We start from the raw sequence: 19,165 nt of genomic DNA, 5'->3' as shown, positions 1-19,165 counted from the left end.
ACCACTCCGCCAAAGCACTGACCTCAATGATCTACCTCTGCCTCGGCGGCCTGAACCCTCAACTACCCACAAGAACATGAGGAGTAGCACACATGTTCGAGGCTGATTCCGATGTGGCGCTGATCGACAAGATCAGTGCCGCGGCGCGGGCGGAGTCGGCGGCGATCGCGGGGCGCCTGGCCGCGATCGGGGCGTTGGACAGTCTGCGGGAGCAGGAGTTGGCCGAGTCGATCTTTTGGACCACCGACCCGTTCGAAGAAGTCTCTGCAGAAGTATCAGCGGCGTTGCGGATCAGTCGCGGCCGGGCCGGCACCCAGATTCATCACGCCCGGGTATTGCGCGACAAACTGCCGTTGGTGGCGGCCCGGTTCGCCGCCGGGGACATCGATTACCGGGTGGTGCGGATGCTCATCGCCCGCACCGGCATCGTCGACCCCGCAGTGTGGGCCGGCCTGGATGAGGAACTGGCGGCCCGGGCGCATCGGTGGATGCGGTTGTCTGAACGGCAGTTGCGGGATCGGGTGGATCAGTGGATCGCCAAACTCGACCCCAACGGGGTGCGGGTTCCACCCCCGATCGATGACGGGCGGTTTGTTCAGGTGGAGGCGAGCAGCCCCGGCATGGCCTCGGTGTGGGCCAACATCCACGCCGCTGACGGGGTGGCACTGAGCCAACGCCTGGATGCCGTGGCCGACACGGTGTGTACGCACGATCCGCGCACCCGCGAACAGCGCCGCGCCGACGCGGTCGGGCCGGTGGCCCGACTGGAATCCCGCATGCCGTGCCTGTGCCGGCGCGAGGACTGCCCCGCCGCACAGCAGCGGGCGGCCGCCGATGCCGCGATGGTGCATGTGCTGGCCGACCAATCCACCGTGGACGGCACTTGTGATGATCCGGGGTATCTGGTCGGCCATGGCATCCTGCCCGCCGAGTCCGTGCGGGATCTGGCCGCCACCGGCACGGTCAAACCGGTGCGCCTGCCTACCGGGAATGCGCCGGATCCGCAGACCACGGCCACCGACTCAGACATCGCCGACGCTGAGTCCGCTGCGGTCGGCGAGCCGCGGTACCGCCCCTCGGTGGCCTTGTCGGAGTTCATCCGGTGGCGCGATCTGACCTGCCGGTTCCCCGGTTGTGATGCCCCCGCTGAACGCTGCGACATTGACCACACCGCGCCCTGGCCCACCGGGCCGACGCATCCGTCGAACACCAAACTATTTTGCCGGGCACACCATTTGGTCAAAACGTTCTGCCCCGGCTGGACCGATCGTCAACGCCCCGACGGCACCATCGAATTCACCACCCCCACCGGACACACCCATGTGACCGAACCCCACGGCGCCGCACTGTTCCCGACCCTGGCCCACCCCACCGGGGACCTCAACCTCCCCGACCCCGAACCTGACGCGCCCGGCCTGGACCCGAACCTGAACCGCGGTGCGAAGATGCCCAAACGCTCACGCACCCGCGAACAAGACCAACGTGACCGCATCGCCGAAGAACGACGCCTGCGCGCCGAACTCAACAACGACCTCGCCTACGAACGCGACTACCAAGCCTGGCTCGCCGAAGAAAACGGACCACCACCACCCTTCTGAGCGGCTGGGCGTCAGTCCCCGGTCAGCTTCAATGCGCTTGCCGGGCACAGCTTGACGGCCTCGCGCGCATGCGCGATCTCATCGTCGGGCACCTCATCGACGAGGACTTCGACGACGCCGTCATCGTCCTGATCGAAGACGACGTCGGAGACCATCACACAGTTGCCCGATGCGATGCAGGCATCCCGATCTGCTTCTACTTTCATGGCGCTCACCACGTTACCGCCAACGATTTGAGCCCGTAGATGAAGTGGAAAGACCGGTAGGCGACGTCCTCGAACGGCTCTGCCAGCGCGAGGTTCGGGAACCGTTGCAGGAGGGCCGGGAAGGCGATCCGCATCTCCATGCGGGCCAGCGGAGCACCGAGGCAGTGGTGCACGCCGTGGCCGAAAGCCAGATGCCCGGGCGCGCCGCGGCGGATGTCGAGCAGGTCGGGGGTGTCGATGAAATCGGGGTCCCGGTTGCCCGCGGGTAGGGAGGCGAAGACCAACTCGCCGGCCGGTATCCGCACGCCGGCAACGTCGACCTCGGTGGTCGTGAAGCGCGGGATGGCGTTCTGGACGATGGACAGCCAGCGCAGCAGTTCCTCGACGGCGGGGCCGACGGCATCCGGGTCGTCGCGCACGGCCGCCAGTTGATCGGGATGGCGCAGCAATGCCAGAACACCCAGGCCCAGCATGTTCGACGTGGTCTCATGCCCGGCGAGCAACAGCAGCCCAGCGATGCCGACGAGCTCGTCGTCGGACAGCTCGCCACCATGGTCGCGGACCAGCATGCCGAGAATGTCTTCGCCCGGATCCTGGCGGGCTCGCAGGACGAGGCCACGCATGTAGTCGCGGCTCTGCTGTTGCAGCGCAAGACGTTCCGCGATGGACAGGGACAGGTCGAGCTGGTGCGTGGAGCGGTCCTGAAAGTCGTCGCGGTCCTCGTAGGGCACCCCGAGCAGCTCGCAGATCACCAGCGACGGGATGGGCAGCGCAAAGTCGGCCACCAGATCCGAGGGTGGGCCGGCCGCTGCCATCGCATCGAGTCGGGAGTCGACGATCTCGACGATCCGAGGTTCGAGACGTTTCATCCGGCGGATGGTGAACTCCGCGGTGAGCATGCGTCGCAGCCGCTGGTGGTCAGGCGGGTCAAGTCCCAACAGGTTGCCGGCCCGGGCGCTGGCCAGTTCTTCCTCGGACATCTGGGGCGCCCCGGGCAGGGCGAAACCGGGTGGTCTGCTGTTGGAGAACCGCTCGTGGTCACTCAACACCGCCTTGACGTCCTCGTGGCGGGTGATCAGGTACACGGGATTGCCGAGCGCGCTGATGACCTTGCGTACCCCGTCGGTCTCACGGATCTCACGCAGGTCTGGCGTCGGGTCGAAGGCATTGCGCCGCATGTGTACTGGCGGCAGCGTGATCGGCCCAGTCATGCCCCGACGCTACCCGCGTGCCAGGAAATCCCTGATCAACGTGTTGACGAGGCGGGGATTCTCCAGTGCGGCCAGGTGCGCGACGCCGTCGAGCACCGTCACGTCCGCGCCCGGAATGGCGTCGGCCATCGCGATGGTCTCCGTAAGCGGGAACGTGGCATCTTCGGCACCGGCGACCACGAGGACGGGTGCTTTCACGCGAGAGAACAGAGCCCGCTGATCCGGCCGGCGCGGCACCACGCTCGTCACCGCCCAGGCAGCGGAATCGACGTCGACGCGGTGCACGGCATCCCGCACGAAGGCGACCACTTCGGGACGTGTGTCAAATGTCGTCGGGCCCAGGAAGGCCGCGAGGACCGGGCGGGTGAGTGGACCGCGGATTCCCCTGAGCGCTTTGGCCATCCGCAGCAGCAGGCCGTACTCGAGCTTTTGCCCGCGCCCGGCGGGCGACGCCGTGCAGTTCATCAACACGGCGCGCCCGATGCGGTCCGGGTGCAACGCCGCGAACGTCCCACCGATCATCCCGCCCCAGGAGTTGCCGACGAAGTGGGTGCGTTCGACGCCGACACTGTTGAGGATGTCGGCGACGGTGGCTGCGCAGTCGGTGAAACTGAATGGGGCCGTCAGCTTTTCGCTGCCGCCGTGGCCGGGTGGGTCGACGACGATGACCCGGTGGTCGGGTTCGAACTCCCGCATCTGGCCGGCCCACATGTCCCCGGTCATCAGCAGGCTGGGCCAGAACAGGACCGCGTCGCCGTCGCCGCGGACCTGGACGCGGAGACGGCCGAGTTTCGTCGGGACTCGCAGCTCCTGCACATCTGCCAAGTTAGCGCTCGGCGTGCAGACCCGGCCACCAGATGCGGGGGCCGATCAAGGTGAACAGCGCGGGGATGATCACTGTGCGGACCACGAAGGTGTCCAGCAGGATGCCGAGCCCGACGATGATGCCCAGCTGCGTCAGCACGATGAGCGGCAGGACGCCCAGCACGCAGAACACCGCCGCCAGCACCACACCGGCACTGGTGATCACTGCGCCGGTGGCCGACACCGCCCGCACGATGCCCTGTCGGGTGCCGAACTCGGGGGTCTCCTCACGGGCCCGGGTCACCAGGAAGATCGTGTAGTCCACGCCGAGGGCCACCAGGAACAGGAAGGCGAACAGCGGGGTGCTGTTGTCCAGGGCGGGGAATCCGAACAGGTGGACGCTGGCCCAGCCGCCCAGTCCGAGCGCGGCCAGTGCACTGAGCACCGTCACCCCGACCAGCACCAGCGGCGCGAACACGGACCGCAGCAGGAGGTAGAGCACCGCCAGCACCACCGCGAGGATCGCCGGGATCACCACGAGGCGGTCGCGCTGGGCGGCCGCGGCGGTGTCCCTGGCCTGGGCATCGGACCCGCCCACGAGCGCGCTGGGGTCCGCCGCGTGCACCGAATCACGAAGGGCATCAATGGTTTCGAAGGCCTCATCGGAGGCGGGTTCGCCCTTGAGGACCACCGACCACTGGCTCAGGCCGGAGGGGGACTGACCGGCAGGTGAGGCGGAGACGACGCCGGGAGTATCGGTGATCGCCCGCTGCACCGCACCGCCCTTGGCGGTGGAGGCGATGACGCGGGTGGGATCGGTCAGGCCGCTCGGGAAGTGCGCGGCCAATGTCTGATAGCCGGTCACCGATTCGGCCTGTACCCGGAACTGCTCGGTCTGCGTCAGCCCGATCGGGGTGGACAACAGGGCGGTGCACAGGAGGGCCAGGCCGGCCAGCGAGACCAGAGCCACCCGGGCGGGTTTGCGGGCCACCGAGTCCGCAATTCGGTGCCAGATACCGGTTTCGGTCAGCGGTGTGGCGCCGACCTGGGGAATGAACGGCCAGAACAGTCGTTTGCCGCACAGGGCCAGCAGCGGTGGCAGCACGACCAGGACGAAGATCGCGGCGACCACCAGACCCGACGCGGCCTGCACGCCGAGACTGCGGTTGCTGGGCGCCGAGGCGAACAGCAAGGTCAGCAGGGCCAGTACGACGGTCGCGTTACTGGCAACGATCGCCGGGGCGGCGGCCCGTACCGCGACCACCAGAGCTTCGCGGTGCTGCTCGGTGCGCCCCAGTTCCTCCCGGTACCGCGAGATGAGCAGCAACGCATAGTTGGTGCCCGCACCGAACACCAGCACGCTGGTGATTCCCGAGGTGGAACCGTCCGGGCTGAGCCCGAGTCCGGAGGCCACCGCGGTGCCGACGACGGCGCCGACGCGGTCGGCAAAGGCGATCACCAGCAGCGGCACCAGCCACAGAACCGGTGAGCGGTAGGTGACGATCAGCAGCAGGGCCACCACGGCCGCGGTCACCGCGAGCAGTGTGATGTTCGCTCCGGCAAATGAATTGGCGATGTCGGCGCCGAACGCCGGGCCGCCGGTGATCTGGGCCCGAAGCTCGGCAGGCAGGCCGTCGTTCGCGGTGGTGCGCAAATTCTTGACGGCGTCGTTCAGTCCGAAGCCGGACAGGTCGGCCTTCAGTGGCACGGTGACCACCGCGGCCTTGCCGTCGTCGGAGACGGTCAACGGCGGCCCGGGTGCGTCGGTCATCCGGTGGCGCGCATCGGCGGTGGCGTCGACGTCGCCCATGGTGAGTTCGGCGCCGTCGGCGCGGGTCACCACCAGGATCGCCGGAACCTGATCTCCACCGGGAAAGTCGGCCCGCAGCGCGTCGGCCCGCGCCGACTCGGCATCAGCCGGGACAGCGACCGGTGACTGCGAGGCGGCGTCGCCGCCGCTGAGCAGGCCCAGGAGCGCGCCGGAGACGATCACAACCAACACAGCCAGCCACGCCAGACGCCTAATCACGGTTCAGTGTCGCCTCTTCCAAGTCGAGCCCATGGAGCACAGTACGCAGGACCTCGTCGTCGATGTGGCCGGCATCGCGCTCGGCGATGAACGTGTCCCGTTCGGCGGCAAGCATTTCCAGGCGCAGCCGACGGAATGCCGATGTCGGGCTCTCACCGATGTCGGCGTCGTCGCGGCCCAGACGCTCCCAGGCGGCGTTGCGGCGGCGGGTGTTCCAGGCCCGCAACACGTCGGCGGCGCGCTGGGGCACGTCTGCGGTCGCCGACTGCTCGGCAAGCAACTCATCGAGTCGCTCGGCCGCGGCGCGGGCGGCCTTGTCCTGCGCGGCGGCGGTGGCGATCGCATCGCTGTGTGCCTCGTCGCCCTGGGCGCCGAGGACCCGGATGAACCACGGCAGCGTCAGGCCGTGCAGCAACAGGGTCCCGACCACGACCACAAAGGTCAGGAACACCAACTGCGGGCGGCCCGGGAACGGATCGCCGGACAGCGTGGTGGCTGGGACACCGAACGCTGCGGCCAGGGACACGACGCCACGCATACCCGCCCAGGCCACAACGAACACCTGGGCTCGCGGCGGTTCGGGTTCGTGGTCGCGGATCCGCTTGGACAGCAGGCGGGGCAGATAGGTGGTCGCGTAAACCCACACCATTCGCACCCCGATCACCGTGACGAGCACGGCGGCCGACGAGATGGCGAGCGTGGCCGCCGAGATTCCGGCCAGCTCGCTGATCACCTTCGGCAGCTGCAGGCCGATCAAGAGGAACGCGAATGATTCCAGGATGAGCTGCAGCGCCTTCCACACCGCCTTGTCCTGCAGCCGGGTGGCATAGCTGGCCTGGGACTCACGCTGGCCCAGCAGCAGAGCGGCCACCACCACGGCGATCACGCCCGAGCCGTGGATCTCCTCCGCCAGCAGGTAGGTGAAGAACGGCGCCACCAGGCCGATGGCGCTCTCGACCAGCGGATCGTCGAGCCGGGTGCGGATGAAGTTCACCACCATCCCGATCACCCAGCCCACCACCACGCCGCCGACCGCGGCCAGGGCGAACGTGCTCAGCCCGCCTCGCCAGGTGGCAGCGGTGCCGATGGCCGCGCCGAGAGCGACCTTGTAGGCGGTCAGCGCGGTGGCGTCGTTGAGCAGGCTCTCCCCGCCCAACAGCGTCATGGTGCGCCGCGGCAGCCCGAGCCGGCGGCCGACGGCGGTTGCCGACACGGCGTCTGGCGGGGCCACGATCGCGCCGAGGGTCAGGGCCGCGGCGATGGTGAGTTCGGGCACGATGTGGAAGGCGACGATGCCGACGACGAATGTGGTGGCCAGCGGAAGCCCGACGGCCAGGAACCCGATGGGGCGGATGTTGCGGCGCAGCGCCACGTAGCTGCTCTCCAGTCCCGCCGACCACAGCAGCGGCGGCAGGATCACGAAGAGCACCAGGTCGGGGTCCAGGTGTACGTCGTGGAAGCCGGGTAACGCGCTGCCGGCCAGGCCGGCCACCACCAAGGCCAGCGGCGCGGAGACGTCGAAGCGGCGCGCTACGGCGGCCAGCAGGATTGCGGCCACCAAGGCCGCCAAGAGTGAGGCACCCACGCTGTCAGCCCTCCTTCGTGTGCTTGCTTATCCTTGGTCAACATGTTGAGGAGATCACGGCGGCGCGAGCACAACCCGGCGCCTCGCACCTGTGAGCATCTGAACGCGGAGGTTGCCGAGCCGCATCCCGTGACCCCTGGTCGATGCCAGGAATGTGAGGAAGACGGCGAGGACAACTGGGCGCATCTGCGGATGTGCATGACGTGCGGTCACGTCGGTTGCTGTGACTCAAGTCCGCATCAGCATGCCACCAAGCACTTTCACCAGAGTGGCCATCCGGTGATGCGCTCGGCAGAACCCGGGGAGAGCTGGCGTTGGTGCTATATCGACCACCGGGTCGGGTGACGATCTGGCAGGCTGGTGCGTGCGATGAGTGAATCGATTGAGGACGCGCAGACTGATGACCTGACGGATGATCAGGTCGACGGTGCCGAAGAGGCTCCGTCCCCCAAGCCCACGGAGTCCCCCAAGCCCACCGATCCGGCGGCGACGGTGCTGCTGCTGGGTTCGGGTGAGTTGAGCCGGGAGCTCGCGCTGGCCTTTCAGCGGCTGGGCGGAGTCGTGGTCGCCGCGGACCGCTACTACGCCCCCGCGCACGGCGTCGCGGACCGCTCTGCGGTGATCAAGATGAATGACGCAGAGGAACTCGCTGCGCTGATCGAGCGGGAGCAGCCGCGCTACGTGGTGGCCGAGTCCGGTGTCATCGCTGCTGACGCGCTCGTCGCGGTGGCGGAGCGGGGCGGCATCGAGGTTCTGCCCACACCGCGCAGCATTCGGCTCAGTCAGGACCGCGAGGGTCTGCGCCGCCTGGCGTCGGACGAGCTGGGCCTGCCCACGGTGCCGTTCTGGTTCGCCGGGTCGGTCGACGAGCTGACCGCGGTGGCCGAGCATGCCGGTTTCCCGCTGGTGGTCAAGCCGGTGGTGGGCGCGCAGCGCGACGGGGAGTCGGTGATGCTGCGGTCCGACGACGTCGAACCGGCCTGGCAGCGGGCGACCACCGCCGGACACATCGCGCAGAACCGCGTGCTGGCTGAGTCTGTCGTCGAGGTCGATTACGAGATCACGATGCTGACCGTGCGCACCGCCGGACCGTCCGGTCCCGGGGTGCAGTTCTGCGAGCCGATCGGGCACCGTCAGGTCGGTACCGATGTACTGGAGTCCTGGCAGCCTCAGCCCCTGTCACCGGCTGCGCTGGACGCCGCGAAGTCGATCTCCGCCCGGATCGTCAACTCGTTGGGCGGGCGTGGGGTGTTCGGGGTCGAGCTGCTGGTGCAGGGCGACGACGTGTACTTCTCCGATGTCCGGATCCGGCCGCACGACAGTGGGCTGGTGACACTGCGGTCGCAGCGGCTGTCGGAGTTCGAGCTGCACGCCAGGGCGATCCTGGGCCTGGCGGTCGACACCATCATGATCTCCCCGGCGGCTGCCGAGGTCAGTTACGGCGGAGCCGACACCGGTGAACTGTCGGGCGACATCAGCGGTGTGTTGGCCGACGCGCTGGCCACGTCGGAAAGCGATGTGCGGTTGTTCGGCCGACCGGGTGAATCCGACGCCCCACGGCGGCTCGGGGTGGCCCTGGCCACCGCGCCCGATGTGATCATCGCCCGGGACCGTGCCCGCCGGGTCGGCTCCGCGCTGCGCAAGCTGTGGTGAACCGTTGATGGCTGAGGACACGGAGGAAACGGGGGACCGGCCCACGATGGCGCCGTTCCTCGGCGCGCTGGCCATCATTGTGCTCGTGGTGATCGTTGTCGTTCTGCTCAACACGTTCGGCAGCGACGGGCGCAGCGAGGAGCAGAAGGTGAGCCTCGCCGCAGTCGGCCAGAACGACGCTCTGCAGCGGGAGAGCTTCGGCGAGTTCTCCGATCACACCTGCGTCGCGCAACGTGGCACCGAAGCCGATTTCATTGCCCGGCAGCGTGACTCGGTGGCCAAGCAGGGTGCCAGGTATGTGGACGACGTGACCGGGGTGCACATCGAGGGTGATCGGGCCACCGCAACGGTGGTCTACCACTTCGGCAACACCCCCGACGCCAAGGTGAACAGCGAGACGGCGTTCGTGCGTGAGGACGGCCAATGGCGCGTCTGCTCGAGTATGGGAGACTCACGCCCGTGAGCTATGCAGGTGACATCACGCCTGAGGAGGCCTGGAAGCTTCTGAGCGAGAATTCCGAGGCCGTGCTGGTGGACTGTCGTACCGACGCCGAGTGGCGCTTCGTCGGCGTGCCGGATCTGTCCACCCTCGAGCGTGACGTGGTGTACGTGGAATGGAACCGCACGGACGGCGGGCACAACGACGCCTTCGTCGACGATCTCAAGGCGTCAGGAGTAACGCCGGGTGAGCGTCCGGTGGTCTTCCTGTGTCGTTCCGGCAACCGTTCGATCGGTGCGGCCGAGGCCGCCACTGCGGCCGGCATCGCGCCGTCGTACAACATCCTCGACGGATTCGAGGGCAATCTCGACGAGTTCCGCCACCGTGGCGCTACCGGTTGGAAAGCCGTCGGTCTGCCTTGGACACAGAGTTGAGTAGCAGAGTCGAAAACAACATGACTGACATCCCATCTGTCCGGATACCGGCTGCTCTGCCCGAGGGCGTCAGCCAGGCCACCATCGGCGTGCGTGGCGGTCTGTTGCGTTCGGAGTTCGAGGAAACCGCCGAGGCGATGTATCTGACCTCGGGGTACGTCTACGAGTCCGCATCCGCGGCCGAGAAGGCGTTCACCGGCGAGATCGACCGCTTCGTCTACTCCCGCTACGGCAACCCGACCATCTCGATGTTCGAGGAGCGACTGCGGCTCATCGAGGACGCTCCGGCTGCGTTCGCGACTGCCACCGGCATGGCGGCGGTCTTCACCGCGCTCGGTGCCCTGTTGGGTGCCGGTGACCGCCTCGTGGCCGCCCGCAGCCTCTTCGGATCCTGCTTCGTGGTGTGCAACGAGATCCTGCCCCGCTGGGGTGTGGAGACCGTGTTCGTCGACGGCGAGGACCTCGCGCAGTGGGAAGAGGCACTGTCCGTTCCGACGACCGCGGTGTTCTTCGAGACGCCCTCCAACCCGATGCAGTCCCTCGTCGACATCGCCGCGGTATCCGAACTGGCCCACGCCGCCGGTGCAAAGGTGGTGCTGGACAACGTCTTCGCCACGCCGCTGCTGCAGCAGGGCATGCCGCTCGGCGCGGACGTGGTGGTGTATTCGGGCACCAAGCACATCGACGGGCAGGGCCGCGTGCTCGGCGGGGCGATCCTCGGTGACAAGGAGTACATCGACGGCCCGGTGCAGAAGCTCATGCGCCACACCGGCCCGGCGATCAGCGCGTTCAACGCCTGGACGCTGCTGAAAGGCCTTGAGACGCTTGCGGTCCGGGTGGACTATTCGAACCGCTCGGCCCAGCGGATCGCCGAGTTCCTGGAAGGCCATCCGTCGGTGAGATGGGTGAAGTACCCGTTCCTGAAGTCGCACCCGCAGTACGACCTGGCGCAGCGGCAGATGCGTGGTGGCGGCACCGTCGTCACCTTCGAGCTGAATGCCAATGACGGCAAGGCGCGCGCCTTCGAGGTGCTCGACAAGCTGCGCGTCGTGGACATCTCGAACAACCTCGGTGACTCCAAGACACTGATCACCCACCCGGCGACGACGACGCACCGGGCCATGGGCCCGGAGGGGCGCGCCGCGATCGGACTGGGCGACGGTGTCGTGCGCATCTCGATCGGCCTGGAGGGCACCGAGGATCTGATCGCCGATCTCGACCAGGCGCTGAGCTAGGCGGGCCAGGCGTGTCCAAGGGCTCCGACGCCAAGAAGGCCCGCCGCCGCAAGCGGCAGGCCGCTCGTGACACGCGGTTGGTGCCCCACGAGATGGTCGATGAGTTGGCCGACATCCCGGATGCCGTCGTCGCCGATCTGGCCGAGTTCGACGATCGAATCACCGCGCGCGGCTGGACTTTTGACGAGGAACAGTCCAACGACGACTACGCGGTGTGGTTTTACGAGCCGTCCGGCGCCCAGGTCGACGACGGCCTGCCGGTGACCTCACTGTGGCTGGACGCGGCCGAGGACGGCGAGATCGTCCGGGTGGTGTTCGTCGGCAGCGTCGAGCGCTACGAGTTCACCCACGAGGAACTGCTCGACGGTGCCCTCGACGTGATCGAGGGCTACCGTCACGGAGCCGAGCTGCCGACCTTCGGCTAGCTCTTGCCGTCGGAGTCGATGACGCCCTGAGCGGCCTGGGCCCGGTCCTCGTAGGCCTTGCGCTTGGCGGTGTCGAACTCCAGGAACACGTTGTCCAGGCCCAGCTTCTTGTTCATCCAGCGACGGCCCTTGGGCGGCAGCATCTGCGCCGCCTGCGCGGTGAAGCGCAGCGGCGGCGGCACCGACACGTGCGTCTTGGGCTTGTTGAGCGTTTTGATGATCGCGGCGGCGATGTCTTCGGGTTCGACGGGCTTGATGGCCCCGCCGGACTTGGTGCCCGAGATGAGGTCGGTGTTGGTGAACGGCGGCATGATCACCGAAACGTCGACCCCGTGCGGTGCCATCTCGTCGGCCAGCGCGGTGGTGAGCCCGACGACGGCGTACTTCGCGCCGACGTAGACCACCTGGCCGGGCAGCGGGATCAGGCCCGACAGCGACGCGATGTTGATGACGTGGCCGCGGCGACGCTTGACCATGTCCGGCAGTGCCAGCTGGCAGCCGGTGAGCACGCCGTAGACGTTGACCTCGATGTTCGACCGGATCGACTGCTCGCTCTGCTCCAGGAACGGCCCGACCGGCATCACACCGGCGTTGTTGATCAGCACGTCGATGTGGCCGCCGCCGTCGGTGCGGGCCTTGTCCAGGAATGTCGCGAACGATTCCCGGTCCGTGACGTCGAGCGGGTAGCCGGAGACCTGGCCGAGCTTGGTCAGCTCGACGACGGCCGACTCCTGAAGGGCCACGTCACGGTCACCGATGACGACCCGGGCGCCTTTGGCCAGCAGGGCCTTGGCGGTGGCGTAACCGATGCCGCGGGCGGCGCCGGTGATCGCGATGGTCTTGCCCCTGATGTTGTCCATGGCGGCGAACTTTACACGTGTCAAGTTTTGCGCGGAAGGGGGTGGCCGAGGCGGCGTAGTCTGGGCGGGCGTGATGGCGAATGGCACCGATCAGCAGGCAATTACCGAAACCGCAGAGGATTTCTCCGAACGGATGACCGCGGCGATCGACAGTGCGGGGTTGACCCTGCTGTTGAGCATCGGCCACCAGACCGGGCTGTTCGACGTGATGGCCAAGCTGCCGTCGGCAACCAGCACCGAGATCGCCGCGGCCGCGGGCCTCGATGAACGCTACGTCCGCGAATGGCTCGGCGGGCTGGCCGCGGGACACGTGGTCGACTACGACGCGGAAGCCTCTACATACCGGTTGCCCGAACACCGCGCCGCTGCGCTGACGCGCGAGTCCGGTCTGGGCAACCTGGCGCGTCTGGCCCAGTACGTGCCGCTGATGTGCGAGGTCGAACAGAAGATCCTCGGCTGCTTCCGGGACGGCGGTGGTCTGAGCTACGACGACTATCCGCGCTTCCACACCGTGATGGCCGAGCGCAGTGGCGAGGTGTTCGACGCCGCCCTGGTCAGTGCCGTGCTGCCGTTGGTCGACGACCTGCCGCAACGGCTCGAGAGCGGCATCGACGTCGCCGATTTCGGTTGCGGCAGCGGGTACGCGATCGGCCTGATGGCCGCGGCCTATCCGGCCAGCCGATTCACCGGAATCGACTTCTCGGAAGGAGCGGTCGCCACCGGGGCTGCGGCGGCTGCGCAACGTGGCTTGACCAACGTCTCGTACCTTTCCGCCGACTTGGCGAACCTCGACCTGACCGGGGCGTACGACCTCATCACCGCGTTCGATGCGATCCACGACCAGGCCCAGCCCGCCCGGGTGCTGGAGAACATCTACCGTGCGCTGCGGCCGGGTGGAGTGCTGGTGATGGCCGACATCAAGGCTTCCAGCCGGCTGGAGGACAACATCGGCGCGGTGATGAGCACGTACCGCTACGCGGTGTCTCTGACCCATTGCATGTCGGTCTCGCTCGGTCTGGGCGGAGCCGGGCTGGGGACGATGTGGGGCAGACAGTTGGCGGTGTCGATGCTGACCGACGCGGGATTCGCCGACGTGGAGGTCACCGAGATCGAGCAGGACCCGTCGAACTACTACTACCTGGCCAGGAAATGAGCGGTTCGGCAGGGTTTTGATCAGGCTGAGCCTGTGGGCATATCGCGGCCGTGGTTGCGCGTTGAAGCAGCCGTGAGTATCGGAACGGTGGTTAAGTCAGCCCCCGTGAGTGGTGTGCGGTTCGTCGCGGTCGATCTGGATGATCCACTGGCTGCCCCGCTGCTGGCCGAGCTGTCCGTGGAGTACTCGGGGCGCTACGGCGGAACGCCGGAGCAGATGATGGGTTGGCTGCGTGGGAAGTCGGCCGACGAGTTCGCCCCGCCCGGCGGCGGCCTGTACATCGGCGTGCTCGACGGTATGCCGGTGACGGGCGGCGCATTCACCCGATTCGACGCCGACACCGCCGAACTCAAACGCATCTGGACCGACAGTCGTTATCGCAAGCGTGGCTACGGCAGGGTGCTGCTGGCCCACCTCGAATGTGAGATCGCCGCCCGCGGGTACCGGAGGGTCTATCTGACGACGGGTCACCTGCAGCCGGAGGCCGAGGCGCTCTACGACTCCGCGGGTTACACCCGGCTCACCGCACCTTTGCCGCCCGAGGGGGAGGGGACGGTCTTCCCGATCGCCTTCGAGAAGGAGCTGACGTGACCACCACTCCGCTCTCGATCCTCGATCTGGCGCCGATCAGCGCGGGCAGCGACGCGCAGACCGCGCTGCGGAACACCGTCGACCTGGCCCGGCACGCCGAACAGTGGGGCTACCAACGGTATTGGGTCGCCGAGCATCACTTTGTATCGGTGGCCAGTTCGTCGCCCGCGGTTCTGGTGGGGCAGATCGCGGCGGCCACGGAACGGATCAGGGTCGGCACCGCTGCCGTGCAACTCGGCCACACCACGGCGGTCGCCGTGGTCGAGAGCTTCGGCACCCTGGCAGCGTTCTACCCCGACCGGATCGATCTCGGGGTGGGCCGCTCGGGTCAGAAACGCGCCGAGGCGGTGCGGGACAAGCCGCGCGAGCCGAGGCCGCCGCGCCGGTGGCACGAGATCGACGGTGTGGTGATCCCGACGCCCTACGACGTCAGTGCGCTGATGCGGGACCCGCAGTTGCGGTCACGGATGGCCGTGTTGCAGCAACCCGAAGCGCTCACACCGGATTTCGCCGAACAGGTGGACGACATCCTGGCCATGCTCGCCGGCCGTTACGAGGTGGGCACGGCCGTTCCCGGTGCGGGCGCCGACCTGACACCGTGGGTGTTCGGCAGCAGCAAGGGGCAGAGTGCACGCGTCGCGGCCGCGCGCGGGTTGCCGTTCGTGGCGAGCTATCACATCACGCCCGCCACTGCGCTGGAGGCAATCGAGGTGTACCGCAACGGATTCACCCCGTCGGAGTTCCTGGCCGAGCCGTACGTGGCGGTGTCGGCCGACGTGGTCGTCGCCGACGACGAAGCCACCGCACGGCATCTGGCGTCCAGTTACGGGCACTGGGTGCATTCGGTCCGGGCCGGCGGTGGCGCCATGCCCTATCCGGACCCGGACGACTGTGGGCCGCTGTCCGACGAGCAGTTGGACGTGGTCCGGGACCGTATCGCAACGCAATTCGTCGGTGATCCCGATCAGGTGGCCACCCGGCTGGAAGCGCTGCAACGCCTCAGCGGTGCGGACGAACTCGTCATCACCTCGGTGACGCACCGGCACGCCGACCGGCTGCGCTCCCACCAGCTGCTTGCCGAGCGGTGGGGTCGTTAGCGGCTAGGCTGGCCTGCGATGCCGAGTCTGCAGGTAATCGTGGGAACGCTGCTACTGGTAGCGGCTGCGGTGGTGTTTGCGAGCGGCGTGGCTTTGCGGCTGTTCATCGGTCGCCGGGCGGACTCGGCGGAGTCACGACGGCGGATGCACGCATTCCGCCGGACCAGGTTTGCCCGGGTGCTGTTCGGTTCGGTGTACGACGACGAGGTGTTCGACCCCGACGAACTCGACCAGATGGTCCTGATGCCCACGATCGTGCTGGCCTGCGGTTTGTGCCTGACCGGGTTCTTCCTGCTGGGATACCGGATCCTGCAGCACTAAGCGTGGACGGCCGCGGCGGTGGCGGCGGCGTCGGCGATCGATCCGCGCCACATCGGCCCGTGGCCGGGAAGCATGATGTCGGTACCCAGCACACCGAGCGTCTCGAGGCTGCGCAGACAGCCGTCTTCGTCGTGGTTGAACAACGCCGGAAGCAGTGACGGACCGGTGCGCCGCAGCAGCGGGTGCCCCGTCACCAGTGCGTCGCCGCTGACCAGGGCGCCGCCGACGATGAACGAGCAGTGTCCGCCGGTGTGACCCGGCGTCGGCACGGCGACGGGCGCCCCGGGCAGCCCGGCGGCGATCTCGGGGGTCAGCGCCTGCGCGGTGGGGATACCGGCATGGTTCATCCCGCCTTTGACGGTGATGGTGGCCGCCCACTTCAGCCAGCGGGGCTGCCAGATGTTGCGCACCACATCGGCGGGTGCGGCCTGCTCCAGGTATTCGCGTTTGGCGTGACCGAGCTCGGTTGCGTGGCAGAACACCGGTACGCCATGGGTTTTCGCGAGCCAGATCGCGGTGCCGAAGTGGTCGATGTGAGCGTGGGTGAGCAGGACCGCGGCGATGTCGTCGATGGAGTAGCCGATTTGGTTCACCGAGCCGATGACGTCCTGGCGCTGGCCCGGGAACCCGGCGTCGATCAGCATGACCCGGTCCCCGTCGGTCACCAGCGTCCAGTTGACCAAGTCGGTCTGTGCGAAGTGCACGTGCTCGGTGATCGCGGTCAGGGCTGCTGCCATGTCGCGAGTTTAAGCATAGGAGTAGAAACGAAGCCGTGGCTGAACTGAAACTGGGATACAAGGCATCGGCGGAGCAGTTCGCGCCTCGGGAACTGGTCGAGCTGGCGGTGCTGGCCGAAGCGGCCGGGATGGACAGCGCGACGGTCAGCGACCATTTCCAGCCGTGGCGGCACGAGGGTGGGCATGCGCCGTTCTCGCTGGCCTGGATGACGGCGGTGGGTGAGCGTACCGAGCGGCTCGTGCTGGGCACCTCGGTGCTGACGCCGACGTTCCGGTACAACCCGGCGGTGATCGCGCAGGCGTTCGCGACGATGGCGTGTCTGTACCCGGACCGCATCTTCCTCGGGGTGGGTACCGGCGAGGCGCTCAACGAGATCGCCACCGGCTACAGCGGGCAGTGGCCGGAGTTCAAGGAGCGTTTCGCCCGGCTGCGGGAGTCGGTCAAGCTCATGCGTGAGCTGTGGCTGGGCGACCGCGTCGATTTCGAGGGTGAGTACTACAAGCTCAAGGGCGCCTCGATCTACGACGTGCCCGAGGGCGGTGTGCCGGTCTACATCGCTGCCGGTGGTCCGGTGGTGGCCAAGTACGCGGGTCGCGCGGGTGACGGGTTCATCTGCACCTCGGGCAAGGGTGAGGAGCTCTACAAGGACAAGCTGATCCCGGCCGTGAAGGAGGGTGCGGAGGCTGCCGGCCGCAACGCCGAGGACATCGATCGGATGATCGAGATCAAGATCTCCTACGATCCGGATCCCGAGGCTGCGCTGGAGAACACCCGGTTCTGGGCGCCGCTGTCGCTGACGCCGGAGCAGAAGCACTCCATCGATGACCCGATCGAGATGGAGAAGGCCGCCGACGCGCTGCCCATCGAGCAGGTCGCCAAGCGTTGGATCGTCGCCTCGGATCCCGATGAGGCGGTCGAGAAGGTCGGCCAGTACGTCAAGTGGGGCCTGAACCACCTGGTGTTCCACGCCCCCGGTCACGATCAGCGTCGGTTCCTCGACCTGTTCAAGAACGATCTGGAACCGCGCCTGCGCAAGCTCGGCTGAGTTGATCCGAATTCTCGCGACCCTCTCCGGGGTGGTCGCGGCGGGTGTGGCCGTGGTGGGTCTGGCGGTGCGCTACGTACCGCTGGGCCGCCACGGCACGGTGCTGTTGGCGACGGCATCCCCCTACCTGACCTTGGCCGCCCCGGTGGCGGTGTTGCTGCTGGTGCTCGGTCGGCGGTGGGTGCTGACGGCGCTGGCCGTGGTGCTGACGCTGGCGATCGCCGTGATCCAGGTGCCGCAGTACCTCGGTCCCGAGGCGGTGACGGCGCAGTCGGCACCGGTGCGGGTGTTCACCTCGAATCTCGGTATGGGGCGCGGGGATCCGGCCGCTGTGGTGGCCGCTGCCGAACGGACGGCCGATGTCGTCGTAATACAGGAGCTCACGCAGGAGGCCGCCGACGGGTTGATCGCGGCCGGGCTGGAGAACACCTTCGGCCACCGGATCTTCGACCCCGAGCCGATGGCCGGCGGCCTCGGAATCTGGAGCCGGTTCCCGTTGACCGACAGTGCACATGTCCCGGGCTACTCGATGGTGATGCTGCGGTCCCGGGTCCATGTGCCGGACGTCGCGGTTCCCCCGATCTTGGTGGGGGTCCATTTCGCCGCGCCGTGGCCGCAGCCGATCGAGTCGTGGCGCAACGACATGGCGAAGTTCCCGACAATGCTGCGCGAGTTGGCCGACGAGGCCGGTCCGGGTGCGGTGATCGTGGCCGGGGACTTCAATGCCACCCACGACATGCTGCCGTTCCGGGAACTGCTGGCCACCGGCTATCGCGACGCCGCAGAGCAGGCCGGCGGGGGCCTGGTCCGCACCTTCCCGGTCGGTCCCCGAAGGGTGCCTGCCGTCGGAATCGATCATGTGCTGTTACGCAATGCCGACGCGACCGCGGTACGAACGGAGCTCGTGCCGGAGGCCGACCACATGGCCCTCATCGCCGACATCGTTGTCCCACACGGGGCCTGATCTCAGGCGCTGCACACCGAGCGTTGCACTGCACCGACACCGCCCTGACTGGTGGCGGTGAGCCGGACCCGGTCGGCCCGGAACAAGTCGTAGGCGTACTCGAACGGGCGGCCACTGCTGTCGCGGGTGACCCGCGTGATGGCCAGGAGCGGCCTGCGGTGGGCGATGTCGAGCCACTGCGCTTCGCGGGGACTGGCGCTGACCACTTCGATGGTCTCGGTGGTGGCGGCCGGGGTGAGGCCGTACCGCACCCGCACCAACTCATACAGCGAACCGCCGAGCGGCTGTTCCAGCAGATCTTCCACGTGGGCGGCCACGAAGCAGGCCAGATCCACCGAGAGCGGCACACCGTCGGCGAACCGCAACCTTCGGATCGTGAATATCTCTGCACCATCGGCGATTTCGAGGGCATGCGCCTCCACCGGGGTGGCCGGCCTGCGGTCTGTCGTCAGTACGCGGGTGGCGCTGGTGTGACCACCGGTGCGCAACCGATCCGGCAACCCTGCCAGTTCGGCGGCATTGCGTTCGACGACGTCGGCGCGCACGAACGTGCCGCCGTTGCGCCCGGTGCGGCGCTCCAGTACGCCCGCCTGACTCAGCGGCAGCAGCGCGCTGCGCAGTGTGGAGCGCGACACCGCGAAATTCGCCGCCATCTCCCGTTCGGTGCCCAGCCGTGAGCCGGGGCGAAGGGTACCCAGGGCCAACATGGACAGGATGCGTCGGCGCACGTCCTCGGCGACGGGGCCGCCCGGTGTCAGGGACATGCCCCGAGTGTGA

General features: G+C 67.9%; 21 protein-coding genes. 13 read left to right on the top strand and 8 right to left on the bottom strand.

Annotation, left to right across the window (positions count from 1 at the left end; all coding sequences use genetic code 11):
• Positions 1-92: 92 nt before the first annotated feature.
• Positions 93-1,598, top strand: a complete 1,506-nt coding sequence (locus AC4ELS_RS14315) for an HNH endonuclease signature motif containing protein (RefSeq protein ID WP_499047837.1) — start codon at positions 93-95, stop codon at positions 1,596-1,598.
• An 11-nt stretch (positions 1,599-1,609) separates the two neighbouring features.
• Here the strand turns inward: AC4ELS_RS14315 and AC4ELS_RS14310 are convergent, their stop codons facing one another.
• From AC4ELS_RS14310 to AC4ELS_RS14290, 5 genes are read right to left on the bottom strand one after another with little or no spacing between them, the layout of a single operon-like run.
• Entirely contained in the window at positions 1,610-1,804 is a 195-nt protein-coding gene (locus AC4ELS_RS14310) for a ferredoxin (RefSeq protein ID WP_055110659.1), read from the bottom strand.
• Between the two features lie 5 nt (positions 1,805-1,809).
• Complete coding sequence (locus AC4ELS_RS14305; RefSeq protein WP_499047835.1) at positions 1,810-3,015, bottom strand: cytochrome P450; 1,206 nt, start codon at positions 3,013-3,015, stop codon at positions 1,810-1,812.
• Positions 3,016-3,024: 9 nt separating this feature from the next.
• Entirely contained in the window at positions 3,025-3,831 is an 807-nt protein-coding gene (locus AC4ELS_RS14300; RefSeq protein ID WP_499047833.1) for an alpha/beta fold hydrolase, read from the bottom strand.
• Positions 3,832-3,841: 10 nt separating this feature from the next.
• A complete protein-coding gene (locus tag AC4ELS_RS14295; RefSeq protein WP_064887873.1) occupies positions 3,842-5,848 on the bottom strand; it encodes an MMPL family transporter in 2,007 nt (668 codons plus the stop codon).
• Positions 5,841-7,433: a Na+/H+ antiporter gene (locus tag AC4ELS_RS14290; RefSeq protein ID WP_064887869.1), complete on the bottom strand. Its 1,593-nt coding sequence runs from the start codon at positions 7,431-7,433 to the stop codon at positions 5,841-5,843. The genes AC4ELS_RS14295 and AC4ELS_RS14290 overlap by 8 nt, the downstream gene beginning before the upstream one ends.
• A 42-nt stretch (positions 7,434-7,475) precedes the next feature.
• On the opposite strand from AC4ELS_RS14290, the gene AC4ELS_RS14285 reads away from it, so the two are divergent.
• The 6 genes from AC4ELS_RS14285 to AC4ELS_RS14260 are packed head-to-tail and all read left to right on the top strand — an operon-like array spanning position 7,476 to position 11,619.
• Positions 7,476-7,778, top strand: coding sequence for a UBP-type zinc finger domain-containing protein (locus AC4ELS_RS14285; protein WP_082941935.1), 303 nt, complete (start codon positions 7,476-7,478; stop codon positions 7,776-7,778).
• 24 nt (positions 7,779-7,802) lie between these two features.
• Positions 7,803-9,086 (top strand): formate-dependent phosphoribosylglycinamide formyltransferase, encoded by a 1,284-nt coding sequence (gene purT / locus AC4ELS_RS14280; protein ID WP_064887883.1) that lies wholly within the window; start codon positions 7,803-7,805, stop codon positions 9,084-9,086.
• A gap of 7 nt (positions 9,087-9,093) precedes the next feature.
• Positions 9,094-9,549 carry an Rv0361 family membrane protein gene (locus AC4ELS_RS14275; protein ID WP_448444150.1) on the top strand — a complete coding sequence of 152 codons (456 nt, stop codon included), beginning with the start codon at positions 9,094-9,096 and terminating at the stop codon, positions 9,547-9,549.
• Positions 9,546-9,959, top strand: coding sequence for a rhodanese-like domain-containing protein (locus AC4ELS_RS14270; RefSeq protein ID WP_448444148.1), 414 nt, complete (start codon positions 9,546-9,548; stop codon positions 9,957-9,959). Before AC4ELS_RS14275 ends, AC4ELS_RS14270 begins: the two co-directional genes overlap by 4 nt.
• A gap of 20 nt (positions 9,960-9,979) precedes the next feature.
• Positions 9,980-11,194, top strand: a complete 1,215-nt coding sequence (locus AC4ELS_RS14265; RefSeq protein ID WP_448444146.1) for an O-succinylhomoserine sulfhydrylase — start codon at positions 9,980-9,982, stop codon at positions 11,192-11,194.
• 11 nt (positions 11,195-11,205) lie between these two features.
• Positions 11,206-11,619: a hypothetical protein gene (locus AC4ELS_RS14260; RefSeq protein ID WP_463794672.1), complete on the top strand. Its 414-nt coding sequence runs from the start codon at positions 11,206-11,208 to the stop codon at positions 11,617-11,619.
• Here the strand turns inward: AC4ELS_RS14260 and AC4ELS_RS14255 are convergent.
• On the bottom strand, positions 11,616-12,479 hold the full coding sequence (locus AC4ELS_RS14255) for an SDR family oxidoreductase (protein ID WP_498886150.1): 864 nt from the start codon (positions 12,477-12,479) through the stop codon (positions 11,616-11,618). The two genes, AC4ELS_RS14260 and AC4ELS_RS14255, sit on opposite strands and share 4 nt — an antisense overlap.
• A 73-nt stretch (positions 12,480-12,552) precedes the next feature.
• Here AC4ELS_RS14255 and AC4ELS_RS14250 point away from each other — a divergent pair, with 73 nt between their 5' ends.
• The 4 genes from AC4ELS_RS14250 to AC4ELS_RS14235 all read left to right on the top strand — a co-directional run bounded on the left by AC4ELS_RS14250 (position 12,553) and on the right by AC4ELS_RS14235 (position 15,641).
• The gene (locus AC4ELS_RS14250) at positions 12,553-13,632 is read left to right on the top strand and encodes a class I SAM-dependent methyltransferase (RefSeq protein ID WP_499047850.1); all 1,080 of its coding nucleotides are present in this window, start codon (positions 12,553-12,555) and stop codon (positions 13,630-13,632) included.
• A gap of 87 nt (positions 13,633-13,719) precedes the next feature.
• A complete protein-coding gene (locus tag AC4ELS_RS14245; protein ID WP_498886147.1) occupies positions 13,720-14,223 on the top strand; it encodes a GNAT family N-acetyltransferase in 504 nt (167 codons plus the stop codon).
• Positions 14,220-15,320, top strand: a complete 1,101-nt coding sequence (locus AC4ELS_RS14240; protein ID WP_064961027.1) for an LLM class flavin-dependent oxidoreductase — start codon at positions 14,220-14,222, stop codon at positions 15,318-15,320. Before AC4ELS_RS14245 ends, AC4ELS_RS14240 begins: the two co-directional genes overlap by 4 nt.
• A gap of 18 nt (positions 15,321-15,338) precedes the next feature.
• Entirely contained in the window at positions 15,339-15,641 is a 303-nt protein-coding gene (locus AC4ELS_RS14235) for a hypothetical protein (protein WP_064961028.1), read from the top strand.
• On the opposite strand, the gene AC4ELS_RS14230 is transcribed toward AC4ELS_RS14235, so the two are convergent.
• Positions 15,638-16,378, bottom strand: a complete 741-nt coding sequence (locus AC4ELS_RS14230) for an MBL fold metallo-hydrolase (RefSeq protein ID WP_498886144.1) — start codon at positions 16,376-16,378, stop codon at positions 15,638-15,640. The genes AC4ELS_RS14235 and AC4ELS_RS14230 overlap by 4 nt on opposite strands.
• A gap of 35 nt (positions 16,379-16,413) precedes the next feature.
• On the opposite strand from AC4ELS_RS14230, the gene fgd reads away from it, so the two are divergent.
• Positions 16,414-17,424 (top strand): glucose-6-phosphate dehydrogenase (coenzyme-F420), encoded by a 1,011-nt coding sequence (gene fgd / locus AC4ELS_RS14225; protein WP_448444134.1) that lies wholly within the window; start codon positions 16,414-16,416, stop codon positions 17,422-17,424.
• 1 nt (position 17,425) lies between these two features.
• Positions 17,426-18,388, top strand: coding sequence for an endonuclease/exonuclease/phosphatase family protein (locus tag AC4ELS_RS14220; protein ID WP_064887844.1), 963 nt, complete (start codon positions 17,426-17,428; stop codon positions 18,386-18,388).
• 2 nt (positions 18,389-18,390) lie between these two features.
• Here the strand turns inward: AC4ELS_RS14220 and AC4ELS_RS14215 are convergent, their stop codons facing one another.
• Positions 18,391-19,152 carry a GntR family transcriptional regulator gene (locus AC4ELS_RS14215; protein ID WP_064961031.1) on the bottom strand — a complete coding sequence of 254 codons (762 nt, stop codon included), beginning with the start codon at positions 19,150-19,152 and terminating at the stop codon, positions 18,391-18,393.
• Positions 19,153-19,165: the final 13 nt, after the last annotated feature.

It is taken from the genome of Mycobacterium shunyiense (genome assembly GCF_058270035.1).
This window is presented reverse-complemented; position numbering and strand designations above follow the sequence as displayed.

Excerpts from the sequence above, each read along its gene's own strand:
- AC4ELS_RS14285 (WP_082941935.1), top strand. The coding sequence starts at position 7,476 with ATGTTGAGGAGATCACGGCGGCGCGAGCACAACCCGGCGCCTCGCACC.
- purT (WP_064887883.1), top strand. The coding sequence starts at position 7,803 with ATGAGTGAATCGATTGAGGACGCGCAGACTGATGACCTGACGGATGAT.
- AC4ELS_RS14310 (WP_055110659.1), bottom strand. The coding sequence starts at position 1,804 with ATGAAAGTAGAAGCAGATCGGGATGCCTGCATCGCATCGGGCAACTGT.
- AC4ELS_RS14215 (WP_064961031.1), bottom strand. The coding sequence starts at position 19,152 with ATGTCCCTGACACCGGGCGGCCCCGTCGCCGAGGACGTGCGCCGACGC.
- AC4ELS_RS14230 (WP_498886144.1), bottom strand. The coding sequence starts at position 16,378 with ATGGCAGCAGCCCTGACCGCGATCACCGAGCACGTGCACTTCGCACAG.
- AC4ELS_RS14305 (WP_499047835.1), bottom strand. The coding sequence starts at position 3,015 with ATGACTGGGCCGATCACGCTGCCGCCAGTACACATGCGGCGCAATGCC.
- AC4ELS_RS14265 (WP_448444146.1), top strand. The coding sequence starts at position 9,980 with ATGACTGACATCCCATCTGTCCGGATACCGGCTGCTCTGCCCGAGGGC.
- AC4ELS_RS14250 (WP_499047850.1), top strand. The coding sequence starts at position 12,553 with ATGGCGAATGGCACCGATCAGCAGGCAATTACCGAAACCGCAGAGGAT.
- AC4ELS_RS14275 (WP_448444150.1), top strand. The coding sequence starts at position 9,094 with ATGGCTGAGGACACGGAGGAAACGGGGGACCGGCCCACGATGGCGCCG.
- AC4ELS_RS14255 (WP_498886150.1), bottom strand. The coding sequence starts at position 12,479 with ATGGACAACATCAGGGGCAAGACCATCGCGATCACCGGCGCCGCCCGC.
- AC4ELS_RS14235 (WP_064961028.1), top strand. The coding sequence starts at position 15,339 with ATGCCGAGTCTGCAGGTAATCGTGGGAACGCTGCTACTGGTAGCGGCT.
- AC4ELS_RS14315 (WP_499047837.1), top strand. The coding sequence starts at position 93 with ATGTTCGAGGCTGATTCCGATGTGGCGCTGATCGACAAGATCAGTGCC.